19 protein-coding genes are annotated in these 18,044 nt (G+C 70.6%); 9 read left to right on the top strand and 10 right to left on the bottom strand.

Going from position 1 to position 18,044, the window contains the following annotated elements:
- The first annotated feature begins 1 nt into the window (after position 1).
- The 5 genes from FV242_RS11185 (at position 2) to FV242_RS11165 (ending at position 3,122) form a co-directional block, all read left to right on the top strand.
- Complete coding sequence (locus tag FV242_RS11185; RefSeq protein ID WP_147908324.1) at positions 2–313, top strand: oxidase; 312 nt, start codon at positions 2–4, stop codon at positions 311–313.
- A gap of 141 nt (positions 314–454) precedes the next feature.
- Positions 455–1,240, top strand: a complete 786-nt coding sequence (locus tag FV242_RS11180) for a class II glutamine amidotransferase (protein WP_147938963.1) — start codon at positions 455–457, stop codon at positions 1,238–1,240.
- 160 nt (positions 1,241–1,400) lie between these two features.
- A complete protein-coding gene (locus FV242_RS11175) occupies positions 1,401–2,153 on the top strand; it encodes a NepR family anti-sigma factor (protein ID WP_147855899.1) in 753 nt (250 codons plus the stop codon).
- A 140-nt stretch (positions 2,154–2,293) separates the two neighbouring features.
- The gene (locus FV242_RS11170; RefSeq protein WP_147897179.1) at positions 2,294–2,707 is read left to right on the top strand and encodes a DUF1236 domain-containing protein; all 414 of its coding nucleotides are present in this window, start codon (positions 2,294–2,296) and stop codon (positions 2,705–2,707) included.
- Between the two features lie 139 nt (positions 2,708–2,846).
- On the top strand, positions 2,847–3,122 hold the full coding sequence (locus tag FV242_RS11165) for a hypothetical protein (RefSeq protein WP_147908326.1): 276 nt from the start codon (positions 2,847–2,849) through the stop codon (positions 3,120–3,122).
- 34 nt (positions 3,123–3,156) lie between these two features.
- Here FV242_RS11165 and mscL read toward each other — a convergent pair whose 3' ends face one another.
- The 3 genes from mscL to FV242_RS11150 all read right to left on the bottom strand — a co-directional run bounded on the left by mscL (position 3,157) and on the right by FV242_RS11150 (position 5,210).
- Positions 3,157–3,585, bottom strand: a complete 429-nt coding sequence (mscL, locus tag FV242_RS11160) for a large conductance mechanosensitive channel protein MscL (protein WP_147938962.1) — start codon at positions 3,583–3,585, stop codon at positions 3,157–3,159.
- Positions 3,586–3,653: 68 nt separating this feature from the next.
- A complete protein-coding gene (locus FV242_RS11155; protein ID WP_147908328.1) occupies positions 3,654–4,493 on the bottom strand; it encodes a phosphatidylcholine/phosphatidylserine synthase in 840 nt (279 codons plus the stop codon).
- Positions 4,494–4,499: 6 nt separating this feature from the next.
- Positions 4,500–5,210 carry a phosphatidylserine decarboxylase gene (locus FV242_RS11150; RefSeq protein ID WP_147857019.1) on the bottom strand — a complete coding sequence of 237 codons (711 nt, stop codon included), beginning with the start codon at positions 5,208–5,210 and terminating at the stop codon, positions 4,500–4,502.
- A gap of 365 nt (positions 5,211–5,575) precedes the next feature.
- Between FV242_RS11150 and FV242_RS11145 the strand changes: the two genes are divergently transcribed.
- Positions 5,576–6,478, top strand: coding sequence for an NAD(P)-dependent oxidoreductase (locus FV242_RS11145; protein ID WP_147938961.1), 903 nt, complete (start codon positions 5,576–5,578; stop codon positions 6,476–6,478).
- A gap of 35 nt (positions 6,479–6,513) precedes the next feature.
- On the opposite strand, the gene FV242_RS11140 is transcribed toward FV242_RS11145, so the two are convergent.
- The 5 genes from FV242_RS11140 to FV242_RS11120 all read right to left on the bottom strand — a co-directional run bounded on the left by FV242_RS11140 (position 6,514) and on the right by FV242_RS11120 (position 11,455).
- Positions 6,514–7,308, bottom strand: coding sequence for an ABC transporter ATP-binding protein (locus FV242_RS11140; protein WP_147908330.1), 795 nt, complete (start codon positions 7,306–7,308; stop codon positions 6,514–6,516).
- A gap of 8 nt (positions 7,309–7,316) precedes the next feature.
- A complete protein-coding gene (locus FV242_RS11135; RefSeq protein WP_147908331.1) occupies positions 7,317–8,126 on the bottom strand; it encodes an ABC transporter permease in 810 nt (269 codons plus the stop codon).
- A gap of 4 nt (positions 8,127–8,130) precedes the next feature.
- Positions 8,131–9,105: an ABC transporter substrate-binding protein gene (locus tag FV242_RS11130; protein WP_147897185.1), complete on the bottom strand. Its 975-nt coding sequence runs from the start codon at positions 9,103–9,105 to the stop codon at positions 8,131–8,133.
- Between the two features lie 113 nt (positions 9,106–9,218).
- A complete protein-coding gene (locus FV242_RS11125; RefSeq protein ID WP_147938960.1) occupies positions 9,219–11,141 on the bottom strand; it encodes an ABC transporter ATP-binding protein/permease in 1,923 nt (640 codons plus the stop codon).
- 98 nt (positions 11,142–11,239) lie between these two features.
- Positions 11,240–11,455 carry a DUF1127 domain-containing protein gene (locus FV242_RS11120; RefSeq protein ID WP_147908334.1) on the bottom strand — a complete coding sequence of 72 codons (216 nt, stop codon included), beginning with the start codon at positions 11,453–11,455 and terminating at the stop codon, positions 11,240–11,242.
- A 103-nt stretch (positions 11,456–11,558) separates the two neighbouring features.
- Between FV242_RS11120 and FV242_RS11115 the strand changes: the two genes are divergently transcribed.
- Positions 11,559–12,893, top strand: a complete 1,335-nt coding sequence (locus FV242_RS11115) for a PLP-dependent aminotransferase family protein (RefSeq protein ID WP_147908335.1) — start codon at positions 11,559–11,561, stop codon at positions 12,891–12,893.
- Positions 12,894–12,901: 8 nt separating this feature from the next.
- Here the strand turns inward: FV242_RS11115 and FV242_RS11110 are convergent, their stop codons facing one another.
- Entirely contained in the window at positions 12,902–14,341 is a 1,440-nt protein-coding gene (locus FV242_RS11110; protein ID WP_147938982.1) for a LysM peptidoglycan-binding domain-containing protein, read from the bottom strand.
- A gap of 227 nt (positions 14,342–14,568) precedes the next feature.
- Between FV242_RS11110 and FV242_RS11105 the strand changes: the two genes are divergently transcribed.
- Both FV242_RS11105 and FV242_RS11100 read left to right on the top strand, forming a co-directional pair.
- Positions 14,569–15,165, top strand: a complete 597-nt coding sequence (locus FV242_RS11105; protein ID WP_147908336.1) for a TIGR00730 family Rossman fold protein — start codon at positions 14,569–14,571, stop codon at positions 15,163–15,165.
- A 143-nt stretch (positions 15,166–15,308) separates the two neighbouring features.
- Complete coding sequence (locus tag FV242_RS11100; protein ID WP_147938959.1) at positions 15,309–17,075, top strand: methanol/ethanol family PQQ-dependent dehydrogenase; 1,767 nt, start codon at positions 15,309–15,311, stop codon at positions 17,073–17,075.
- Here FV242_RS11100 and FV242_RS11095 read toward each other — a convergent pair.
- On the bottom strand, positions 17,050–17,979 hold the full coding sequence (locus FV242_RS11095) for a LysR family transcriptional regulator (RefSeq protein WP_147938958.1): 930 nt from the start codon (positions 17,977–17,979) through the stop codon (positions 17,050–17,052). The genes FV242_RS11100 and FV242_RS11095 overlap by 26 nt on opposite strands.
- Between the last annotated feature and the right edge of the window lie 65 nt (positions 17,980–18,044).

Raw genomic sequence — 18,044 nt, 5'->3', positions numbered from 1 at the left:
GATGCGCAATCCCCTCGCTGCCTTGAGCGCCGACGACCGCGCCCTGCTCCGGCGCCGGCTGCGCACGCCGGTGCTGACCTTCCTGGCGCTGCTGGCGCTGCTGGCCGTCAACGTCACCCTGGGCGCCACCCTGCCCTTCGCCCAGGTCTGGATCGTCGAGCTCCTGGTCGTCGCCGTGATGGTGGCGCTGATCCTTCTGGTCTCCATGGAGGTGATCCACGAGCCGCCGCTGATCCGGCTGTTCTCGGGGATCGGCTTCTTCTGGGTCGCCATCATGTTCGGCATGACGCTGACGGATTACCTGGCGCGGTGACGCCCATGAATTCCGTCGTCCGGGCGTCAGGCGGCGCCAACACAGTGTCGTGATCCGGTCCGATGCACCGAGCCGGCTTCCACTTCGGCGCCACGCACTCTAAACGTCACCCCGTCCCCGCTCGGCTCCGGCTTTATCCTGATGTGCGAACTGCTCGGCATGAGCGCCAACGTGCCGACCGACATCCGCTTCTCGTTCGCCGGGTTGGCCAGGCGTGGCGGCGAAACCGGCCCGCATGCCGACGGCTGGGGCATCAGCTTCTACGACGGGCGGACCTGCCGCAGCTTTCACGAGCCGGAGCCGAGCTCGCGCTCGCAGCTGGCCCGGCTGCTGCGCGACATGCCGATCAAGAGCCGCATCGTCGTCGCCCACGTGCGCAAGGCCAATCGCGGCCGGGTCAGCCTGGAGAACACCCATCCGTTCGCCCGGGAATTGTGGGGCCGCCGGTGGACCTTCGCGCATAACGGCCAGCTCAAGGGCGTGAAGCGTCTGCCGCTCGGCGGGTTCATGCCGATCGGCTCGACGGACAGCGAGCACGCCTTCTGCTGGATGCTCGGCCGCCTCCAGACCCGGTTCCAGGCCCTGCCCCGTCCCGCCACCCTGGACCGCGCCGTCGCAGACCTCGCGGGCGACCTGCACGCCATGGGCGTGTTCAACATGCTGCTGACCGACAGCCGCACCCTCTACGCCCATTGCGGCAAGCGCCTGTGCTACCTCACCCGCCGCGCCCCGTTCGGCACCGCCACCCTGATCGACGAGGATTGGCAGGTGAATTTCGCGCAGGAGACCTCGGAAAGCGACGTGGTCACGGTCGTCGCCACCCAGGCGCTGACCCGCGACGAGCGCTGGACCGACCTCGCCCGCGGCGACGTCCTGTCCCTGCGGGACGGGGCGATCCGCCTGTTGAGGCCGGCCGGAGCGTCTTAAGTCCTACTTGAGCGAGGGTGCATGCCGCCCCCCGATGCGCTAGAACGACCGTAACAGGAGCGCATCGGCCGGGCTTCAGGGGAGTTCGGCCGGCAAGCGATCCGCCTCGACCGTCCCGGACCGCAGGTCGAGCCACGATAAGCTGACGAGCGCGATACGCATGACCCGCGACGACACCGACACCGCCCTGTCCCACGAGGACGGGCTTCGGGATGCGCTTCGGGATGGCCGCCCGAATCTCGCCCCGAACATCCGCACACATCTCGGCGAGCACCTGCGCACGGTCTACGAGCGGATCGGCGAGGAGGTGCTGCCCTCTCGCTTTGCCGACCTGATCGAGAAGCTGGAAGAGGCTCTGCGCGCCCGCGGCGAGGCGATCGAGCCGGAGTTCCGCAACGGCCTGCTCGCGGCCGTCCCGTCCTTGCGCGCCTTCGCGCTGTCGCTGACCTCGAACCCCGCCCGCTCCGACGACCTCGTCCAGGACACCCTGCTCAAGGGCTGGCAGCACCGCGCCCGGTTCCAGCCGGGGACCAACCTCAACGCGTGGTTGTTCACGATCCTGCGCAACATCTTCTACTCCGATCATCGCAAGCGGGTCCGCGAGGTCGAGGACCAGGACGGCTCCTACGCGGCGCGGTTGGCCACGGCCCCGCACCAGGGCGACCGGCTCGATGTCGAGGACCTGCAATCGGCCCTGGCCAAGCTGCCGCCGGACCAGCGCGAGGCGCTGGTGCTGGTGGGTGCCGAGGGCGTCTCCTACGAGGAGGCCGCCACGATCATGGGCTGCAAGGTCGGCACCGTGAAGAGCCGGGTCAGCCGCGCCCGCGGCCGCCTGGCGGAGCTGCTGGGCTACGACGAGGAGGATCTCGGCTCCGATCGGTTCATCCAGTCGGCGATGCCCAAGGACGCGTAGGGCAAGAACGCGTAAGGATCGCGCCGGGCGGTTCGTCCCCGCCCCGAAAAAAGATGCATCCGAATCCGAGGATCGGACGTTACCGGCCCGAGCTTCGTCGCCTCGCTGCGGCGGAACGCCACGGAATGGAGATGTCCCGCATGACCTTCAAGACCCTTATCGCAGCCTCGGCTCTGGCTCTGTCGCTGCCCCTCGCCGCCCAGGCCCAGGGCACCATCCCGGGTGCCGAGCGTGGCGCTGCCGCCGGCAACGACGCGGCCGGCCCGATCGGCGGGATCGTCGGCGGTGCCGTCGGTGCGGCCACCGGCACGGTGGGCGGCATCCTCGGCGTCGACATGGCGCCGCGCTTCCGCAGCTACGTCCGCGAGCGCAACGTCCGCTCGTACGATTACGACGGCCGCGTCGCCGTCGGCTCGACCCTGCCGTCCTCCGGCGTCACCTACTACGACGTCCCGAACGAGTACCGCGTGCAGCCGGGCTACCGCTACACCGTCGTGAACGACCGTCCGGTGCTGGTCGATCGCGGCCACCGGATCGTCGAGGTCATCGACTGATCGCACGGGCCGGTCCCGCGCCGGCCCCTCGGGCCCCGGAGCGACCCGCTCCGGGGCCCGTCCTCGATCCGCAGGACGACGGAGGCGCAACGGTTCTCCGGCGAAGCCGTTGATCCGCCACGTGAACCATGAGGCGACCATGAGCCAGGATCCGAGCGACCCCGGTGCGACACTGCCGGAACCGGTGCGCGATCACCTCGGCCAGCAATTGCGCGGCGTCCTGCCGGTCGGGACCGACAAGCCCCGCTTCCTCGGGGACGATCCGGTGCCGGACGCGTTCGAGCCGCAGATCCGCCGGCTCGAGACCCGGTTGAAGACCCATGAGGAGGGCACGGAGGCGGTTGGCCAAGCCCTCGATCAGATCCTCGATGCCCTCGGCGTGAAGCCGGACGGCGCCGACAAGCCTCAGGTTTAAACGCCAAGTCCCGGGTTTGAAACGCGATGCCGTGTCAGACCCGCGGCTTCTCGGCCAGCAGATCGCGGATCTCCGACAGGAGCTTCACGTCCGCCGGGACCTCGGCCACCGCCTCGGGCTTCTTGGCCTCGGCGTTCTGCAGCTTGTTCATGGCCCGGATCACCAGGAACAGCACGAAGGCCACGATCATGAAGTTGATGGTCAGCGTTAGGAACTGGCCGTAACCCAAGACGGCGCCTTGCTTCTTGGCGTCCACATAGGGCAGCCCGGCCTGCACCTTCGACGAGAGCGGGATGTAGTAGTTCGAGAAATCGAGCCCGCCCGTGATCGCCCCGATCGCCGGCATGAACAGGTCCTGCACGGCGGAATTGACGATCGCCCCGAAGGCCGCGCCGATGATCACGCCGACCGCGAGATCGACGACGTTCCCGCGTAGGGCGAACTTCTTGAATTCCTCGAGCATGCACAGTCCCCCGCCGATCCCGGGGGCAGACTACGGAAGATCGGTCGGAAAGCCAGCGCGGCGCCCGCCTATCCCCCGCTGATCGTCGGCGCTGCGGGCTCGTCGACCGCGGTAGCCGCCTCGGCCTTGGCGCGACGGCGGTATTGCGCCGCGACCACCGGGATGGTCAGCAGGTAGCCGCCGCTCACCGCCACCAGCGCCTCGAACGGATAGCTGATCAGGATGCCGAACGCGGCGACGCCGAGCAGGAAGATGGGCAGGACGAGGCTGCGCGGCACCCGCTTGCCCATGGTCTTCCCCGAGAAGGTCGGGACCGTGGACACGACCAGCAACGCGATGGCGAGCACGTAGATCAGGATCGCCGAGGCGATCCAGCCCTCGGCGCTGAAGCCGAGGAAGTGCAGGTAGAGCGGCAGCATCGCGGTCAGCGCGCCCGCAGGGGCCGGCATGCCGACGAAGAAGTCCTTCTTCCATTCCGGTCGGTTCGGATCGTCCAGCATGGCGTTGAAGCGCGCGAGCCGCAGGGCCATGGCGATGGCGAAGATCAGCGCTACGATCCAGCCGGCGGATTTGAGGTGGAACAGCGCGAACCCGTAGAGGATCAGCGCTGGTGCGCAGCCGAAATTCACGAAGTCGGCCAGCGAATCGAGCTCGGCCCCGAAGCGCGAGGTGCCCTTGAGCAGCCGCGCGACCCGCCCGTCGATGCCGTCGAGCACGCCGGCCGCCACCACGGCGATGACGGCGGGCTCGAACTTGCCCTCGAAGGCCAGCCGGATCGCGGTCAGCCCGAGGCAGAGCGCCATCAGGGTGATCATGTTGGGCGCGATCATCCGGAACGGCACCGGCTTGAACCGGCGCGGGCGCGGCTCGTTCGGATCCGGCGCGAAGGGCGGGAACAGGTCGTCCATGGCCGTCTAGATCCGCTTGAACTGCCGTCCGGGGCCGCCGCCGAGGTCGGCCAGCACCGTCTCGCCAGCCACGGCCTTCTGGCCGAGTCCGACCAGCACGGTGGCGCCCGCCGGCAGGTAGACGTCCACCCGGGAGCCGAACCGGATCAGGCCGAACCGCTCGCCCACCGACAGCACGTCGCCGGCCGAGACGAACCCGACGATCCGGCGCGCCACCAGGCCGGCGATCTGGACCACGCCGACGCGCTTCGCCTGCCCGGCATGGCTGGTCTCGATGACCATCCCGTTGCGCTCGTTGTCGTCGCTGGCCTTGTCGAGCTCGGCGTTGAGGAACAGGCCGGGCGTATAGTGGATCTGCCCGATTCGCCCTGAGACGGGCACCCGGTTCACGTGGCAGTCGAACACGTTCATGAACACCGAGACCCGCAAGGTGGGCACCTGCGGCAGGTCGAGCTCGGGCGGCGGCAGCACGGTGGCGATCAGGTTGACGCGCCCGTCCGCGGGCGAGACCACGAGCCCGTCTTCCACCGGGGTGATCCGCTCCGGATCGCGGAAGAAATAGCAGACCCAGAGGGTGAGGATCAGGAAGATCCAGCCGAAGAACTGCGAGAAATAGCCGGCCAGCACCGTGAGCACGATGCCGATCAGGATGAAGGGATAGCCCTCCTTGTGGATCGGCACGAGCGTCCGACGGATCGTCTCGATCAGGTCTGTCATCGTGTTCCGGACTCAACGGCGCCGCGGGCGGGCGGACATGTCGGACGCGCGGATGGCAGCCCGCCGGGCCGGCGTCAACGTGTCGGGGCGTTCCGTCTCTCTATCAGACATGCGTCATCGTCCCCACCCGCCCGCGGCGGCCAGGCATGGTCCAGCAAACCCGACCCAGGGGATGCGGGACGCCGCGAAGACCCTGGCGTCGGCCATAGCTGCACGGCATCCACGATTGCGCCCTCTGCCGACACCTCTGATACAGTTCACCCCTGATGGGCAGGCTGCGCACGCGACGACGGCGTGAGCCGAGCGCGGCCGCCCAGGATAGTGCCGCCGGTCCGGTCCGCGGCCGCAATGGAGGAAGCCGCCCGGTGCAGAAGCTCGCCATCCTCGGCCTCGGCGCCATGGGCCACCCGATCGCCCGCAACCTCGCGGCCAAGCGCCTGTCCGATTCCGAGACCGTCGTGGCGGTGGATTCCGACCCGGCGCGCCTGGCCGGGCTCGACGCGCCGGGCCTCGTCGCGACGGCGGATCGTGCGGCGGTCGACGGCGCCGCGGTGCTGTTCCTGTGCCTGCCGAACGGCGACGTGGTCGAGGCGGCCCTGTTCGGCGCGGATCGCCTGGTCGAGCGGCTGGCGCCGGGGGCGATCGTGGTGGATCTCAGCACCATCGCGCACGCCAAGGCGCTCGCGATCGGGCGCGCCGTGGCCGCGACCGGGCGGTGTTTCGTCGATGCCCCGGTCTCGGGCGCGCCGGCGGGCGCCAAGGCCGGGACGCTCACGGTGATGTGCGGCGGCGACCCGGAGCGCGTCGCGGCGGTCCGGCCGCTGCTGGAGCGGATCGGCACCAGCGTCCTGCATATGGGGCCGGCGGGATCCGGCCAGCTCACCAAGACGATCAACAACGTGCTCTACGACATCAACATCGCGGCGCTGGCCGAGGTGCTGCCGATGGCGGTGGCCATGGGGCTCGACCCGGAGCAGATCGCCCAGGTGGTCACCACCGGCACGAGCCGGAGCTACGCGGCGCACTATTTCGTGCCGCGCATCCTCCAGGGCCGCTTCGACGAGGGCTACCCGATGGGCGCGGCCTACAAGGACCTCGTCGCGGCCGCAGCGATCTCGGCCGAGGGCGGCTATCCCATGCCGGTCACGGCCGCCGCCACGGCGACCTACCAGACTGCGCTACGCCAGGGCCACGGCGACCGCGACAAGGGCGCGATGGTGCTGCCGTTCGAAGCCTTGCTGGGGGTGAAGGTCCGCTCCGGCGGTTGAGCCCCTGCCCTCGCGGCTGCGCTCCGTGAAAGGCTTCAATCCACCGCCGGCGCGTGCAGCTCCGCGTCGGTGAACCGAGCCTGCTCCTCCATCACCAGCTGGCCCAGCTCGCGCTTGATGGCGTTGAAGTCGGCGCTCGCCGGGTCCCGGGGCCGGGGGATCGGCACGGTGACGTCGCGCTTAATGCGCCCGGGCCGGTAGGTCATCACGAGGATCCGGTCGGCCAGGTAGATGGCCTCCTCAATCGAGTGGGTCACGAACACGATCGTCTTGCGTGAATCGGCCCAGATCCGGAGCAGCTCGTCCTGCAGCGTGCGGCGCGTCAGGGCGTCGAGCGCCCCGAACGGCTCGTCCATGAGCATCACCGGCGGGTCGAGGGCGAGGATGCGGGCGATGGCCACGCGCTGGCGCATCCCGCCCGACAGGTCCTTCGGGTAGCGGGTGCGGAAGTCCGACAGGCCGAGCGTCGCGGTGATGCGGTCGACCGTCTCGGCGGCCTGGGCGCGCGGCACGCCCTTGATATCGAGGCCGAAGCGGACGTTGTCCTCGACGCTCATCCACGGGAACAGGGCGTATTCCTGGAACACCATGCCCCGGTCCGGGCCGGGATCGACCACCGGCTTGCCGCCCACCGTGATCGTGCCCGAGGTGAGCGGGCTGAAGCCGGCCATCGCGTTGAGCAGGGTGGACTTGCCGCAGCCCGAGGGCCCGAGCAAACACAGGAACTGGCCCTCCGGCACCGTCGCCGAGATGTCCTGAAGGGCGGCGACGCCCGAAGCGCCGCTGCCGAACACCTTGACGGCGTTCGCGACCACGATCTCTGCCGACATCGTCCGGGTTACCGCTCCAGGCCGCGATGCCAGCGCAGCAGGTGATCGTTGAGGCGGCTCATCGCCCCGTCGATGATCAGGCCGAGGATGCCGATCGTCAGCATGCCGCCGATGATCTTGTCCGACCACATGTATTCCCGGGCCTCGAGGATCCGGTAGCCGAGCCCGTCCGAGACCGCGATCATCTCGGCGACGATCACCACGATGAAGGCGGTGCCGATGCCGATGCGCATGCCGGCGAGCACGAACGGGCTCGCGGCCGGCAGGATCACCCGGCGGAACATCGTCCAGGAGCCGGCGCCGAGGTTGCGGGCGGCGCGGATGTAGATCGAATCGACCTGGCGCACCCCCGCGATGGTGTTCACCAGGACCGGGAAGAAGGTCCCGAGCGCGATTAGGAACAGGGCCGGCGGGTTGCCGAGCCCGAACCACACGATGGCGAGCGGGATGTAGGCGATCGGCGGGATCGGGCGCAGCACCTGGAGCAGCGGGTTGAACAGGGCGTAGAGCCCGTCGTTGGTGCCGAGCACCAGGCCGACCGGGACGGCGAGCCCGGCCCCGATCAGGAAGCCGGAGACCACCCGGGACAGGCTCGACGCCGCGTCGTGCGGCATCTCGCCGGAGAACAGCCAGGACAGATAACTCTCCTGGCCCGGATCGTACGGCAGGGCCGGCAGCAGGCCGGACCACCATTTCACCGCCACCGCGCTCGGCGGCGGCAGCACCACGGCCGAGACGAGCCCGGTGCGGCTCGCCAGCTCCCACAGGATCAGCAGCGCGACCGGAACCAGGACGCCGCGAAGGTCGCGCAGGGCCATCGGATCACTCGACCTTCAGGTCGGCCTTGGCCTTGTCGAGCAGATCGAGCTTGACCCACTCGGCATCGCTCTTGGGCGGGTTCTGCATCTTACCCAGCCCGTACTTGACCATGTAGTCGGTGGTGACCTGCATGTGCCCCGCCGGCATGGCGTAGGTGTAGCTCGCGTTGGCCATGCCATCGCGAAAATCCTGGCTCGTGAGCTGACCCTTGAACACCTGCTCGCGGACGTATTTCTCGGCGAGCGCCGGGTCGTCGATGAAGGCCTTGGTGGCGGCCACGAACAGGCGCAGCACCTTGGCGGCCACCTCCGGCCGCTCGGTGTACATCTTCTCGGTCATCACCAGGGGCCGCACCGGCTTGCCAATCGGCGTGTCGTAGGGCTTGACCAGCTCGACGCCCCAGCCGGCGCTGATCGCCTGGGTCGATTGCGGCTCCGACTGGCAGATCACGTCGACGTATTTCTGCCCCAGGGCCTGGTTCAGGTCGGCGTAGTTGTTGAAGTAGGTCAGCTGGACGTCCTTGCCCGGGCGCTCGGACCAGGTCAGCCCGTGCTTGTCGAGCTCGGCCAGGAGCATCAAGTCCTGCGTGCCGCCGCGCACCGTCGCGACCTTGAGGCCCTTCAGGTCGGCCGCGCTCTTGGCCGGCAGGTCCGGCCGCTTGAGGATGCGCACGCCGCCGTCGGCGAAGCCCGCCACCACCACCAGCTTCACGCCGTTGCCGCGGGCGGCCACCGCGCCGTCGCCCCCGGAGGCCGCGATGTCGATCTGGTCCACGGCCATCGCCGGGTAGATGTCGGCGCCCTTGGCGAACTGGCGCTCGTCGATCTTCAGGCCGTATTTCGGCGCGATCTCCTTCATGTAGGAGATGGCGCCGTAATGGGCGAATTTCAGGTTGCCGAGTCGGACGACATCCTCCGCCCGGACAGTGCCGCCGAGGGCGACCAGCATGGCGCCGGCCGCGATCAGGCCCTTCAACATCGATGTCTCCCCCGACCGGACGGCATGAGCCGATTCGCAGCGCGGCCTTCATGATGGGCCGTTCAGCGCAGTATAACGAATACAGCCGGGGAAGTAATCCGCCTTCCGATGTCCTATTCCACCGGTTCAGTCGCCGGCACGGCTCCGCGCCCGGCCCGGATCGGCAGGACCGGGGCGTCGGCGCGCTGGAGCACTTCGAGCGCCGCGTCGGCCTCGCGCTGGCGGTCCCAGAGCGCCGCATAGATGCCGCCGGCCTCCAGCAACTCGCCATGGGTGCCGCGCTCCGCGATGCGGCCGTGGTCGAGCACCAGGATCGCGTCGGCATTGACCACCGTGGACAGCCGGTGGGCGATCACCAGGGTGGTGCGCCCGCGGCTGACCCGGTCGAGCGCCGACTGGATCTCGGCCTCGGTGAAGGAATCCAGCGCCGAGGTCGCCTCGTCGAGCACCAGGATCGGCGGCGCCTTGAGGATGGTCCGCGCGATGGCGACCCGCTGCTTCTCGCCGCCCGACAGCTTCAGGCCGCGCTCGCCGACCGGGGTGTCGTAGCCCTCCGGAAGGCCGGAGACGAAGCGGTCGATCTGGGCGAGCTGGGCCGCCTCGCGCAACTCCGCGTCGGTGGCGTCGGCCCGGCCGTAGCGGATGTTGTAGCCGATCGTGTCGTTGAACAGCACGGTGTCCTGCGGGACCATGCCGATCGCCGCGCGCAGCGATTCCTGCGTCACCGCCGCGATGTCCTGGCCGTCGATGCTGATCCGGCCGGCCGACGGCTCGTAGAACCGGAACAGCAACCGCGACAGAGTCGATTTGCCGGCTCCCGAGGGCCCGACCACCGCCACCGTCTGCCCGGCCAGGATCTCGAAGCTGACGCCGCGCAGGATCGGTCGCTCCGGGGTGTAGGAGAAGCGCACGTCCTCGAACCGCACCGTGCCGCCCGCGACCGTCAGCGGCGCGGCGCCGGGCCGGTCGGCGATCTCCGGGTTCTGTCCGAGGATGCGGAACATGTCGTCGATGTCGATCAGCGCCTGTTTGATCTCGCGGTAGATCATGCCCATGAAGTTCAGCGGCATCGACAGCTGCACCAGCAGGGTGTTGGCGAGCACGAAGCCGCCGATCGTCGTGCGCCCGGCCAGGATGTCCCGGGCCGCGAGCCACATCACGATCGTCATGCCGATGGTGAAGATCATCGCCTGGCCGGCATTGAGCACCGCCAGCGAGACGTAGGTCTGGGTCGAGGCTTTTTCGTACTTGGCCATCGACACGTCGTAGCGGGCGGCCTCGCGGGCCTCCGCGCCGAAATACTTCACGGTCTCGTAGTTGAGCAGGGAGTCGACCGCCTTGGTGTTGGCGTCGGTATCCGAGGCGTTCATCCGGCGGCGGATGGCGATCCGCCACTCGGTCGCCTTGTAAGTGAAGGCCAGGTACGCCCCGACCGTGAGGAACGCCACCAGCGCGTAGCGCCAGTCGAACTCGTAGGCCAGCACGCCGAGCACCAGCGCGAACTCGACGATGGTCGGAACCAGGGTCAGCACCATCAAGCGCGACAATTCCTCGATGCCGGCGCGGCCGCGCTCCAGCACCCGGGTCAGGCCGCCGGTCTTGCGCTCCAGGTGGAAGCGCAGGGACAGGCGGTGCATGTGCTCGAAGGTCCGGAGCGCCAGGCGGCGCACCGCGTGCATCGCCACCTTGGCGAACAGCCCGTCGCGCACCTGGGTCAGCGCCGACATGGCGATCCGCGATACGCCGTAGAGGGCGATGAGCAGCATCGGGGCCGCGAACAGGCCCGTGGGCAGCGGCGCGTCCTTCCCACCGATCGCGGCGACCAGGGCGTCGGTGATCCACTTGAAGGTGAACGGGGTCACCATGGTCACGAGCTTGGCCGCGAGCAGCAGCCCGAACGCCAGGAAGACCCTGCGCTGCAGGTCGGGCCGTCCGTGCGGCCAGAGATGCGGCCAAAGGCGCCGATAGGTGGCGAGCAGCCCGGGGCGCTCGGCCGGGTGTGCGGACCCGGCCGGGGGCGCGGTGTCGTCGGTCATGCGGGATTCGATGCAGGAGGAACGGCGGGAGGAAGGATCTTCCTCCTGCATATAGGCCCGTGGAACGGAGCGGGCACCCGCAGCCGCCGCAGGGCCGGTCATCCTCTCCAGAACGGCTTCCGGATCTCGCGGCGCAGGTGCCAGGGTTCGATGCCGGCATCCCGGAGCTGGTCCGGATGCAGGGCGGCGAGCAACCTCCGGGTCCGGATGCGCTGGAGCCAGAGACCCAGCAGGGACGGGACGGCGGACCGGTTCGCGGAGCGCGCGGGCCTGGCCGTGGACGGAGCCGCGGACGACAGTGTGACGATCGACATGGCGTAGGTTCCGGTGACGGGACGCAGTCCGGCCGGGATTGCGGGGGCAGGATTGAACCGATAGATATCTCGGATCAATCGAAACATTGCACTCGGAGCAATGATGCGGGCTTCGGATTATCGCACCGTCGCGGACGCGGTCGCCGGCGAGATCGCCTCGGGGCGTCTGCGCCCGGGCGACCGGCTGCCGCCGCAGCGGGACTTCGCCTATGCCCGGGGCATCGCGGTCTCGACGGCGAGCCGGGTCTACGCAGAGCTGGGCCGGCGCGGGCTCGTGACCGGCGAAGTCGGACGCGGCACCTTCGTCCGCTCCGAGCCCGGCCAGGCCGTGCGGCTCCAGCCGGAGCCGCCCCCGGCGGCGATCGACCTGCAGCGGACCCATTCGCGTTTGCCGGAGCAGGAGGTCGTGCTGGCCGAGACCCTGGCGGCCCTGGCGGGCGCGGGCGCCGAGATCGGGTTCAGCCAGTACGGTCCCGCGGGCACGCCCCGGGCCCGCACAGTCGCGGCCGACTTCCTCGCCCGCGACGGCTACGCGCCCCGGGCCGCCGACATCCTGTTCACCGGCAACGGCCGGCAGGCGCTTGCCGCCGCGCTCGCAGCCCTGGCGGCGCCGGGGGAGCGGATCGGTTGCGAGCCGCTGACCTATCCGGCGGTGCGGGGCATCGCGGCCCGGCTCGGGATCACCCTGGTGCCGCTGGCCATGGATACTGAGGGCGTGTGCCCGGATGCGCTCCTCCAGGCCCATCGGGCGACCCCGCTGAGCGGCGTCTATCTCCAGCCGACCCTGCAGAACCCGCTCGGCGCGACCATGGGCGCCGCGCGGCGTGCCGACCTCGCCGGCATCCTCGACACGGTCGGTCTCACCGCCATCGAGGATGCGGTCTACGGCTTCCTCGCCGACGCGCAGCCGCTCGCCAGCCTAGCGCCGGACCGGACGATCCTGGTGGACAGCCTGTCGAAGCGGGTGATGCCGGCCCTCACGGTCGGGCTGATCGCCGGGCCCCCGCACCTGACCGACCGGCTCGCGGCCTCCGTGCGCCAGGGCGCCTGGACCGCGCTCGGGCTGTCGCTCGCGGCCGGCATGCACTGGATGTCGGGCGGATCGGCCGCGACCCTGGCGGAGGCTAAGCGCCGGGACGCGGCGTCACGCCAGACGCTCGCCCGGGAGATCCTGGCGGGACTCACGGTGGTCGGCGACCCCCGCGCCTATCACCTCTGGCTCGAATTGCCCGAGACGTGGCGGGCCGAGGCGTTTGCGGCGGCGGCGTTGCGCCGGGGCATCGCGCTGCTGCCGGCCGCGGCCTTCGCGGTGAATCCCGGCCACGCGCCGAACGCGGTCCGCCTCGCCCTGGCGACGCCGTCGCCGGAGGACCTGTCCGAGGCGCTCACGACCCTGCGCCGCCTGGCCCTCTCGGAGGACGACCAGATCGTGGACTGACGGGGGCGTCAGCCCCGCTTGTCGGTTGGCAGGATGAAGATCTGGCCCGGATAAATCCGGTCCGGGTCGCGGATCTGCCCCTGGTTGGCGTCGTAGATCACGGTGTAGCGCTCGCCCCGGCCGTAGGTGCGCTGGCTGATCCGCCAGAGGTTGTCACCCCGGGTGATTTTTGCCGTTGTGATCTCCGGCACGAACACCGCGCCGGCCCCGGTGGGGCTGCGCGCACCCGCGGCATCCTGGCTGAGGGCGGAGGGAGTGTCGGCCGCGCCGGCGCTGTCGCCTTGGGGGCGGCCCCCACCCTGCATGGCCGAGGAGGCTGCCGACCGCCCGGACGGGCCCTGCGGCCGATCCTGCCCGACGCCTTCGCCGGCGGCGACGCGGGTCGGCTCGGGCACCGCGAGCGGCACCTCGGCGCGGGTGGAGACCTTGCCGGTGCGGGGATCGATCTGGTCGATCCGCACCTGATACTGGCCGGGCTTGACCCCGCGGCCGATCGTGAAGCTCGCTCGCCCGTCCGGCCCGACGCTACCCGGGGCGATCAGCGTGTCGTTCAGGTAGAGCCGGAGCTTCGCGCCCGGGATCCCGGTGGCGGTCACGAACAGCCGGCCGCTCTCCTGCACGTCCACGCTGACGATCTTGGCGGCCGGCGCCTTGCCGTCGGCGGGGGCTGCGGGCGCCGCCTTCGCCTGGGTCCCCGTCGCCGCCGGCCCGGGGGCGCCGGGCTGCGACAGCACGATCGTGGCGGCATCCGGGGCGGTCAGCGCCACCAGGGGCTGGCGGTCGCGGCCCGGGGCGACGTCCACCGCCACGCTCTGGCGTGAGTCTGCGACGCGGCCGTCCTTGGTGGTCATGCGCAGCCGCAGGGCGCTGGAGCCCGCCGGCAGCGCCGGCGGCACCAGGGCGAACTGGCCGTTGGCGTCGGCGGTCGCCCGGGCCACGGGCTTGCCGTCGACCAGCATCTCGATCACGGCATCCGGCGCGCCGCGCCCGGCCACCACGGCGTCGCCGTTCGGCTCGACCCGGACGATGTCGAAGCGCGGCACCTCGGTGGCGTCGGGCTCGGCCGGCTTGCCGTCGGGCGCCCGGTCGGCCGTGCGCGCCGCACCCGATGCCGGATCGACGGCATTGCGCGCGTCCGAACGGGTGTCGCCGGGCTTGATCTCGCCGGGCTTAATTTCGCCGGGCTTAGCGCCATCCGGCCTGCTCGCCCCCGACGTGTCGTCGCGGAAATCGATGGGTGGCGCGCCGGCTTCGGCCGTCGCTCCGGGGGCGGCCAGGCCCCGCACGCCGCTCTGCGGCGCGGGCGCCGCGGCGGCGGGCGGCTCCGGATCGTGCCGGCCGATCATCCGCCGCAGGGACTCGCCGCCGAACAGGACCAGCACGAGGCCGAGACCGCCGAGGAGGCCGGCGAGCGCCAGGGCGAGACTGCGCCGCACCTGTCTCGACATCGCCACGAAGGCCTCCCTGCTCGTCCGGCCGCCCGGCGAATGGGCAACCTGCCCGCTCAAAAACCGTCGACTGCGGCGCCCATAATACCGTACATGGTCCCGACACCAAGCCGTCCCGCCGCTCCGGCGGGTGAATCCCACGCGAATTCAGCAGTTTGGCGCGTGGAGCGCCGGGCGCGGGGGTCTTTCTCGACGGCTCGCAACGGTTGCGTGATGGAGGGCGCCGGATGGCCCCGGTGAGGACTGTCTGTGTCTATTGCGGCTCCGGCTTCGGCGGAGACCCGGCCTTCCGGGCGGCTGCCGAGACCCTCGGCACGGCGATCGCGCAGGCCGGAATGGGCCTGGTCTATGGCGGCGGTGACGTTGGGCTGATGGGCGCCGTGGCGCGCGCCGCGCTGGCGGCCGGCGGCCACGTGACCGGCATCATCCCGGACTTCCTGCAGGCGCGTGAGCACATGCTCGACGACGTGCAGGAGACCATCGTGGTCTCCGACATGCACACCCGCAAGCGCCTGATGTTCGAGCGCTCGGACGCGTTCGTGACCCTGCCGGGCGGCATCGGCACCCTGGAGGAACTGGTCGAGCAGCTCACCTGGGCGCAGCTCGGGCAGCACCGGAAGCCGGTGGTTCTGGTCTCGGTGGCCGATTTCTGGGCGCCGCTGCTCGACTTGTTCGAGCACATGCGCCGCCACGGCTTCATCCGGGCTGGGCTGGACCTGAGCTACACCATCGCCCGGGACGCGGCCGCGGTGGTGCCGCTGCTGCGCGAGGCCGGCCACGAGCCGGACCCCCAGGCCGAGGAGACCGTCAAAGAACGGATGTGAGGCCGGGCCCGGCCTCTTGGCTCCTCGGACGCTTGGCTCCTCGGACTCTTGACCCCTCGGACGCTTGGCCGCGCCGGTGATCCGGAAGGTCGGTGTATGAGGCCGGCGCCGCCGCACGGGGCGGCGGCAGGCGGAGTCCGAGCATGCGCGTCCCGATCCTGGCGGCCCTGGCGCTCGCCTGCCTCGCCGCCGCGGCGTCCGCGGAGGCGCCGCCGGTCCTCCAGACCCTCGATTACGCCAACACCCGCTATTCCGACCTCGCCCAGATCGACGCCGGCAACGTCTCGCGCCTGAAGGTCGCCTGGACCTTCTCCACCGGCGTGCTGCGCGGGCACGAGGGCGCCCCGATCGTGGTCGGGAACCGGATGTTCGTGCACACCCCGTTCCCGAACGTGGTCTACGCCCTCGATCTGGATCACGACGGCAGGATCCTCTGGCGCTACGCCCCGCGCCAGGATGCGAGCGTGATCGCGGTGATGTGCTGCGACACGGTCTCGCGCGGTCTCGCCTACGCGGATGGGCGGCTGTTCCTGCAGCTGGCCGACACCACGGTCGTGGCCCTGGACCCGGAGAGCGGCGGGGTCCTGTGGTCGGTGAAGAACGGCGACCCGGCCCGGGGCGAGACCAACACCGCCACGGTCCTGCCGGTGCACGGCAAGCTCATCGTCGGCATCGCCGGGGGCGAGTACGGCGCCCGCTGCCACGTCACCGCGTACGACCAAGCGACGGGCCAGCGCCTCTGGCGCGCCTACGCCACCGGTCCTGATGCCGACATGCTGGTCGATCCGGACACGACCACCGAACTCGGCCGCCCGATCGGCCGGGATTCCTCACTGACGAGCTGGGAGGGCGACCAGTGGCGGATCGGCGGCGGCTGCAGCTGGGGGTGGTTCTCGTACGATCCGGCGCTGAACCTCGTCTATTACGGCACCGGCAACCCGGCGACCTGGAACCCGGCCCAGCGCCCGGGCGACAACCGGTGGACCATGGCGATCTTCGCCCGCGACCCCGACACCGGGCTCGCCCGCTGGGTCTACCAGATGACGCCCCACGACCAGTGGGACTACGACGGCGTCAACGAGATGATCCTGACCGAGCAGGTGATCGACGGACGCCCGCGCCGGGTGCTGACCCATTTCGACCGCAACGGCTTCGGCTACACCCTCGACCGCGCGACCGGCGAGGTGCTGGTGGCGGACAAGTTCGACCCGAGCGTCAACTGGGCGAGCCGGATCGACCTGGACCGCGCCTCCCCGGGCTACGGGCGGCCGGTGGTCGACAAGCGCTACGCGCCCGGCGAGGCCGACGAGGAGGAGGTCACCAAGAACATCTGCCCGGGGGCGCTCGGCGCAAAGAACCAGCAGCCGGCGGCCTACTCGCCGGTCACCCGGCTGTTCTACGTGCCGACCAACCACATGTGCATGGATTACGAGGCGTTCCGGGTGAGCTACACGCCGGGCCAGCCCTATGTCGGCGCGACGCTGACCCTGCACCCGCCCGAGGGCTCCGACCGAACCGGCGCGTTCATCGCCTGGGACGGGGCCAAGGGAAAAATCGCCTGGACGATCCCGGAGCCGTTCTCGGTCTGGTCCGGGGCGCTCGCCACCGCCGGCAACGTCGTCTTCTACGGCACGCTCGAAGGCTACCTCAAGGCGGTCGACGCCCGGGACGGGCACGAACTCTACCGGTTCAAGACGCCGTCGGGCATCGTCGGCAACGTCACCACGTACGCACACAACGGCCGGCAATACGTGGCGGTGCTGTCCGGGATCGGCGGCTGGGCGGGCATCGGGCTGGCCGCCGGACTGACCGACCCGGCGGACGGTTCGGGCGCGGTCGGCGGCTACGCGGCCCTGTCGCAGTACACGGCGCCCGGCGGCCAGCTCACGGTGTTCGCGCTGCCGGAGTGAGCCCGTGCGGACCAGTGCCGACGAAGTCCACGAACGCCCGCAGCGGCGCCGGCAGGTGCCGGCGGCCGGGATAGTAGAGGAACGGGCCGGAGAAGACCTGCCACCAGGGTTCCAGCACCGGCTCCAGGGCGCCGCTGTCGAGCTGCGGGCGCAGCCAGTCCTCGAACAGGTGGATGATCCCGGTTCCGGCCACCGCCGCCGCGACCGCGAGGTCGCTGGCGCCGACGCGTACGATCAGCGGGCCGGACGGATCCACGCGGACGATCTCCCCGTCGCGCTCGAACTCCCACGGCGCCGTCAGGCTGCCGCTCGGGAACCGGCCCAGCAGGCAATCATGGGCCAGGAGGTCGCGCGGATGCTCCGGGCGCCCGCGCCGGTCGAGATAAGCCGGCGCCGCCGCCGTGGCGAAACGCTGCCGCCGTGGGCCGATCGGCACCGCGATCATGTCCTGCTCCAGCCGCTCGTCGTAGCGGATGCCGGCGTCGCAGCCGGACGCCAGCACGTCCACGAATCCGTCCTCGACCACCAGTTCGAGCCGGATCTCGGGATAGGCCGCCAGGAACGGCGGCACGATCGAGGGTAGGACGAGGCGTGCCGCGCTCAGAGGCACGTTGAGTCGGAGCGGTCCGGCCGGCCGGTCGCGGAACCCGTTCACCACATCGAGGGCGGCCTCGACTTCTCCGAGTGCCGGGCCGAGCCGCTCCAGCAGGCGGATGCCGGCCTCGGTGGGCGCGACGCTGCGGGTGGTCCGGTTCAGGAGGCGCACGCCGAGGCGCGCCTCGAGCCGGCGCACCGCCTCGCTGAGGCTCGACGCGCTGCCGTTTCCGGCGCGTGCGCCCTCGCGGAAGCCGCCGGCCCGCGCCACGGTCACGAAGGCGGTCAGGTCCGACAGGTCCATCGTCATTGTTCGAGATCTCGCACAGCCCGTGCCGAACATCAGCGCTTATCCGATCAGGCCGCGCCTTCTAC

Source organism: Methylobacterium sp. WL64 (assembly GCF_008039945.1).
In the GTDB taxonomy this organism is placed as follows: domain Bacteria; phylum Pseudomonadota; class Alphaproteobacteria; order Rhizobiales; family Beijerinckiaceae; genus Methylobacterium.
This window is presented reverse-complemented; position numbering and strand designations above follow the sequence as displayed.

What these genes read in the sequence shown, in the direction of transcription:
- FV242_RS11185 (WP_147908324.1), top strand. Translation starts at nt 2, where the DNA reads ATGCGCAATCCCCTCGCTGCCTTGAGCGCCGACGACCGCGCCCTGCTC.
- FV242_RS11180 (WP_147938963.1), top strand. Translation starts at nt 455, where the DNA reads ATGTGCGAACTGCTCGGCATGAGCGCCAACGTGCCGACCGACATCCGC.
- FV242_RS11175 (WP_147855899.1), top strand. Translation starts at nt 1,401, where the DNA reads ATGACCCGCGACGACACCGACACCGCCCTGTCCCACGAGGACGGGCTT.
- FV242_RS11170 (WP_147897179.1), top strand. Translation starts at nt 2,294, where the DNA reads ATGACCTTCAAGACCCTTATCGCAGCCTCGGCTCTGGCTCTGTCGCTG.
- FV242_RS11165 (WP_147908326.1), top strand. Translation starts at nt 2,847, where the DNA reads ATGAGCCAGGATCCGAGCGACCCCGGTGCGACACTGCCGGAACCGGTG.
- mscL (WP_147938962.1), bottom strand. Translation starts at nt 3,585, where the DNA reads ATGCTCGAGGAATTCAAGAAGTTCGCCCTACGCGGGAACGTCGTCGAT.
- FV242_RS11155 (WP_147908328.1), bottom strand. Translation starts at nt 4,493, where the DNA reads ATGGACGACCTGTTCCCGCCCTTCGCGCCGGATCCGAACGAGCCGCGC.
- FV242_RS11150 (WP_147857019.1), bottom strand. Translation starts at nt 5,210, where the DNA reads ATGACAGACCTGATCGAGACGATCCGTCGGACGCTCGTGCCGATCCAC.
- FV242_RS11140 (WP_147908330.1), bottom strand. Translation starts at nt 7,308, where the DNA reads ATGTCGGCAGAGATCGTGGTCGCGAACGCCGTCAAGGTGTTCGGCAGC.
- FV242_RS11135 (WP_147908331.1), bottom strand. Translation starts at nt 8,126, where the DNA reads ATGGCCCTGCGCGACCTTCGCGGCGTCCTGGTTCCGGTCGCGCTGCTG.
- FV242_RS11130 (WP_147897185.1), bottom strand. Translation starts at nt 9,105, where the DNA reads ATGTTGAAGGGCCTGATCGCGGCCGGCGCCATGCTGGTCGCCCTCGGC.
- FV242_RS11125 (WP_147938960.1), bottom strand. Translation starts at nt 11,141, where the DNA reads ATGACCGACGACACCGCGCCCCCGGCCGGGTCCGCACACCCGGCCGAG.
- FV242_RS11120 (WP_147908334.1), bottom strand. Translation starts at nt 11,455, where the DNA reads ATGTCGATCGTCACACTGTCGTCCGCGGCTCCGTCCACGGCCAGGCCC.
- FV242_RS11115 (WP_147908335.1), top strand. Translation starts at nt 11,559, where the DNA reads ATGCGGGCTTCGGATTATCGCACCGTCGCGGACGCGGTCGCCGGCGAG.
- FV242_RS11110 (WP_147938982.1), bottom strand. Translation starts at nt 14,341, where the DNA reads ATGTCGAGACAGGTGCGGCGCAGTCTCGCCCTGGCGCTCGCCGGCCTC.
- FV242_RS11105 (WP_147908336.1), top strand. Translation starts at nt 14,569, where the DNA reads ATGGCCCCGGTGAGGACTGTCTGTGTCTATTGCGGCTCCGGCTTCGGC.
- FV242_RS11100 (WP_147938959.1), top strand. Translation starts at nt 15,309, where the DNA reads ATGCGCGTCCCGATCCTGGCGGCCCTGGCGCTCGCCTGCCTCGCCGCC.
- FV242_RS11095 (WP_147938958.1), bottom strand. Translation starts at nt 17,979, where the DNA reads ATGACGATGGACCTGTCGGACCTGACCGCCTTCGTGACCGTGGCGCGG.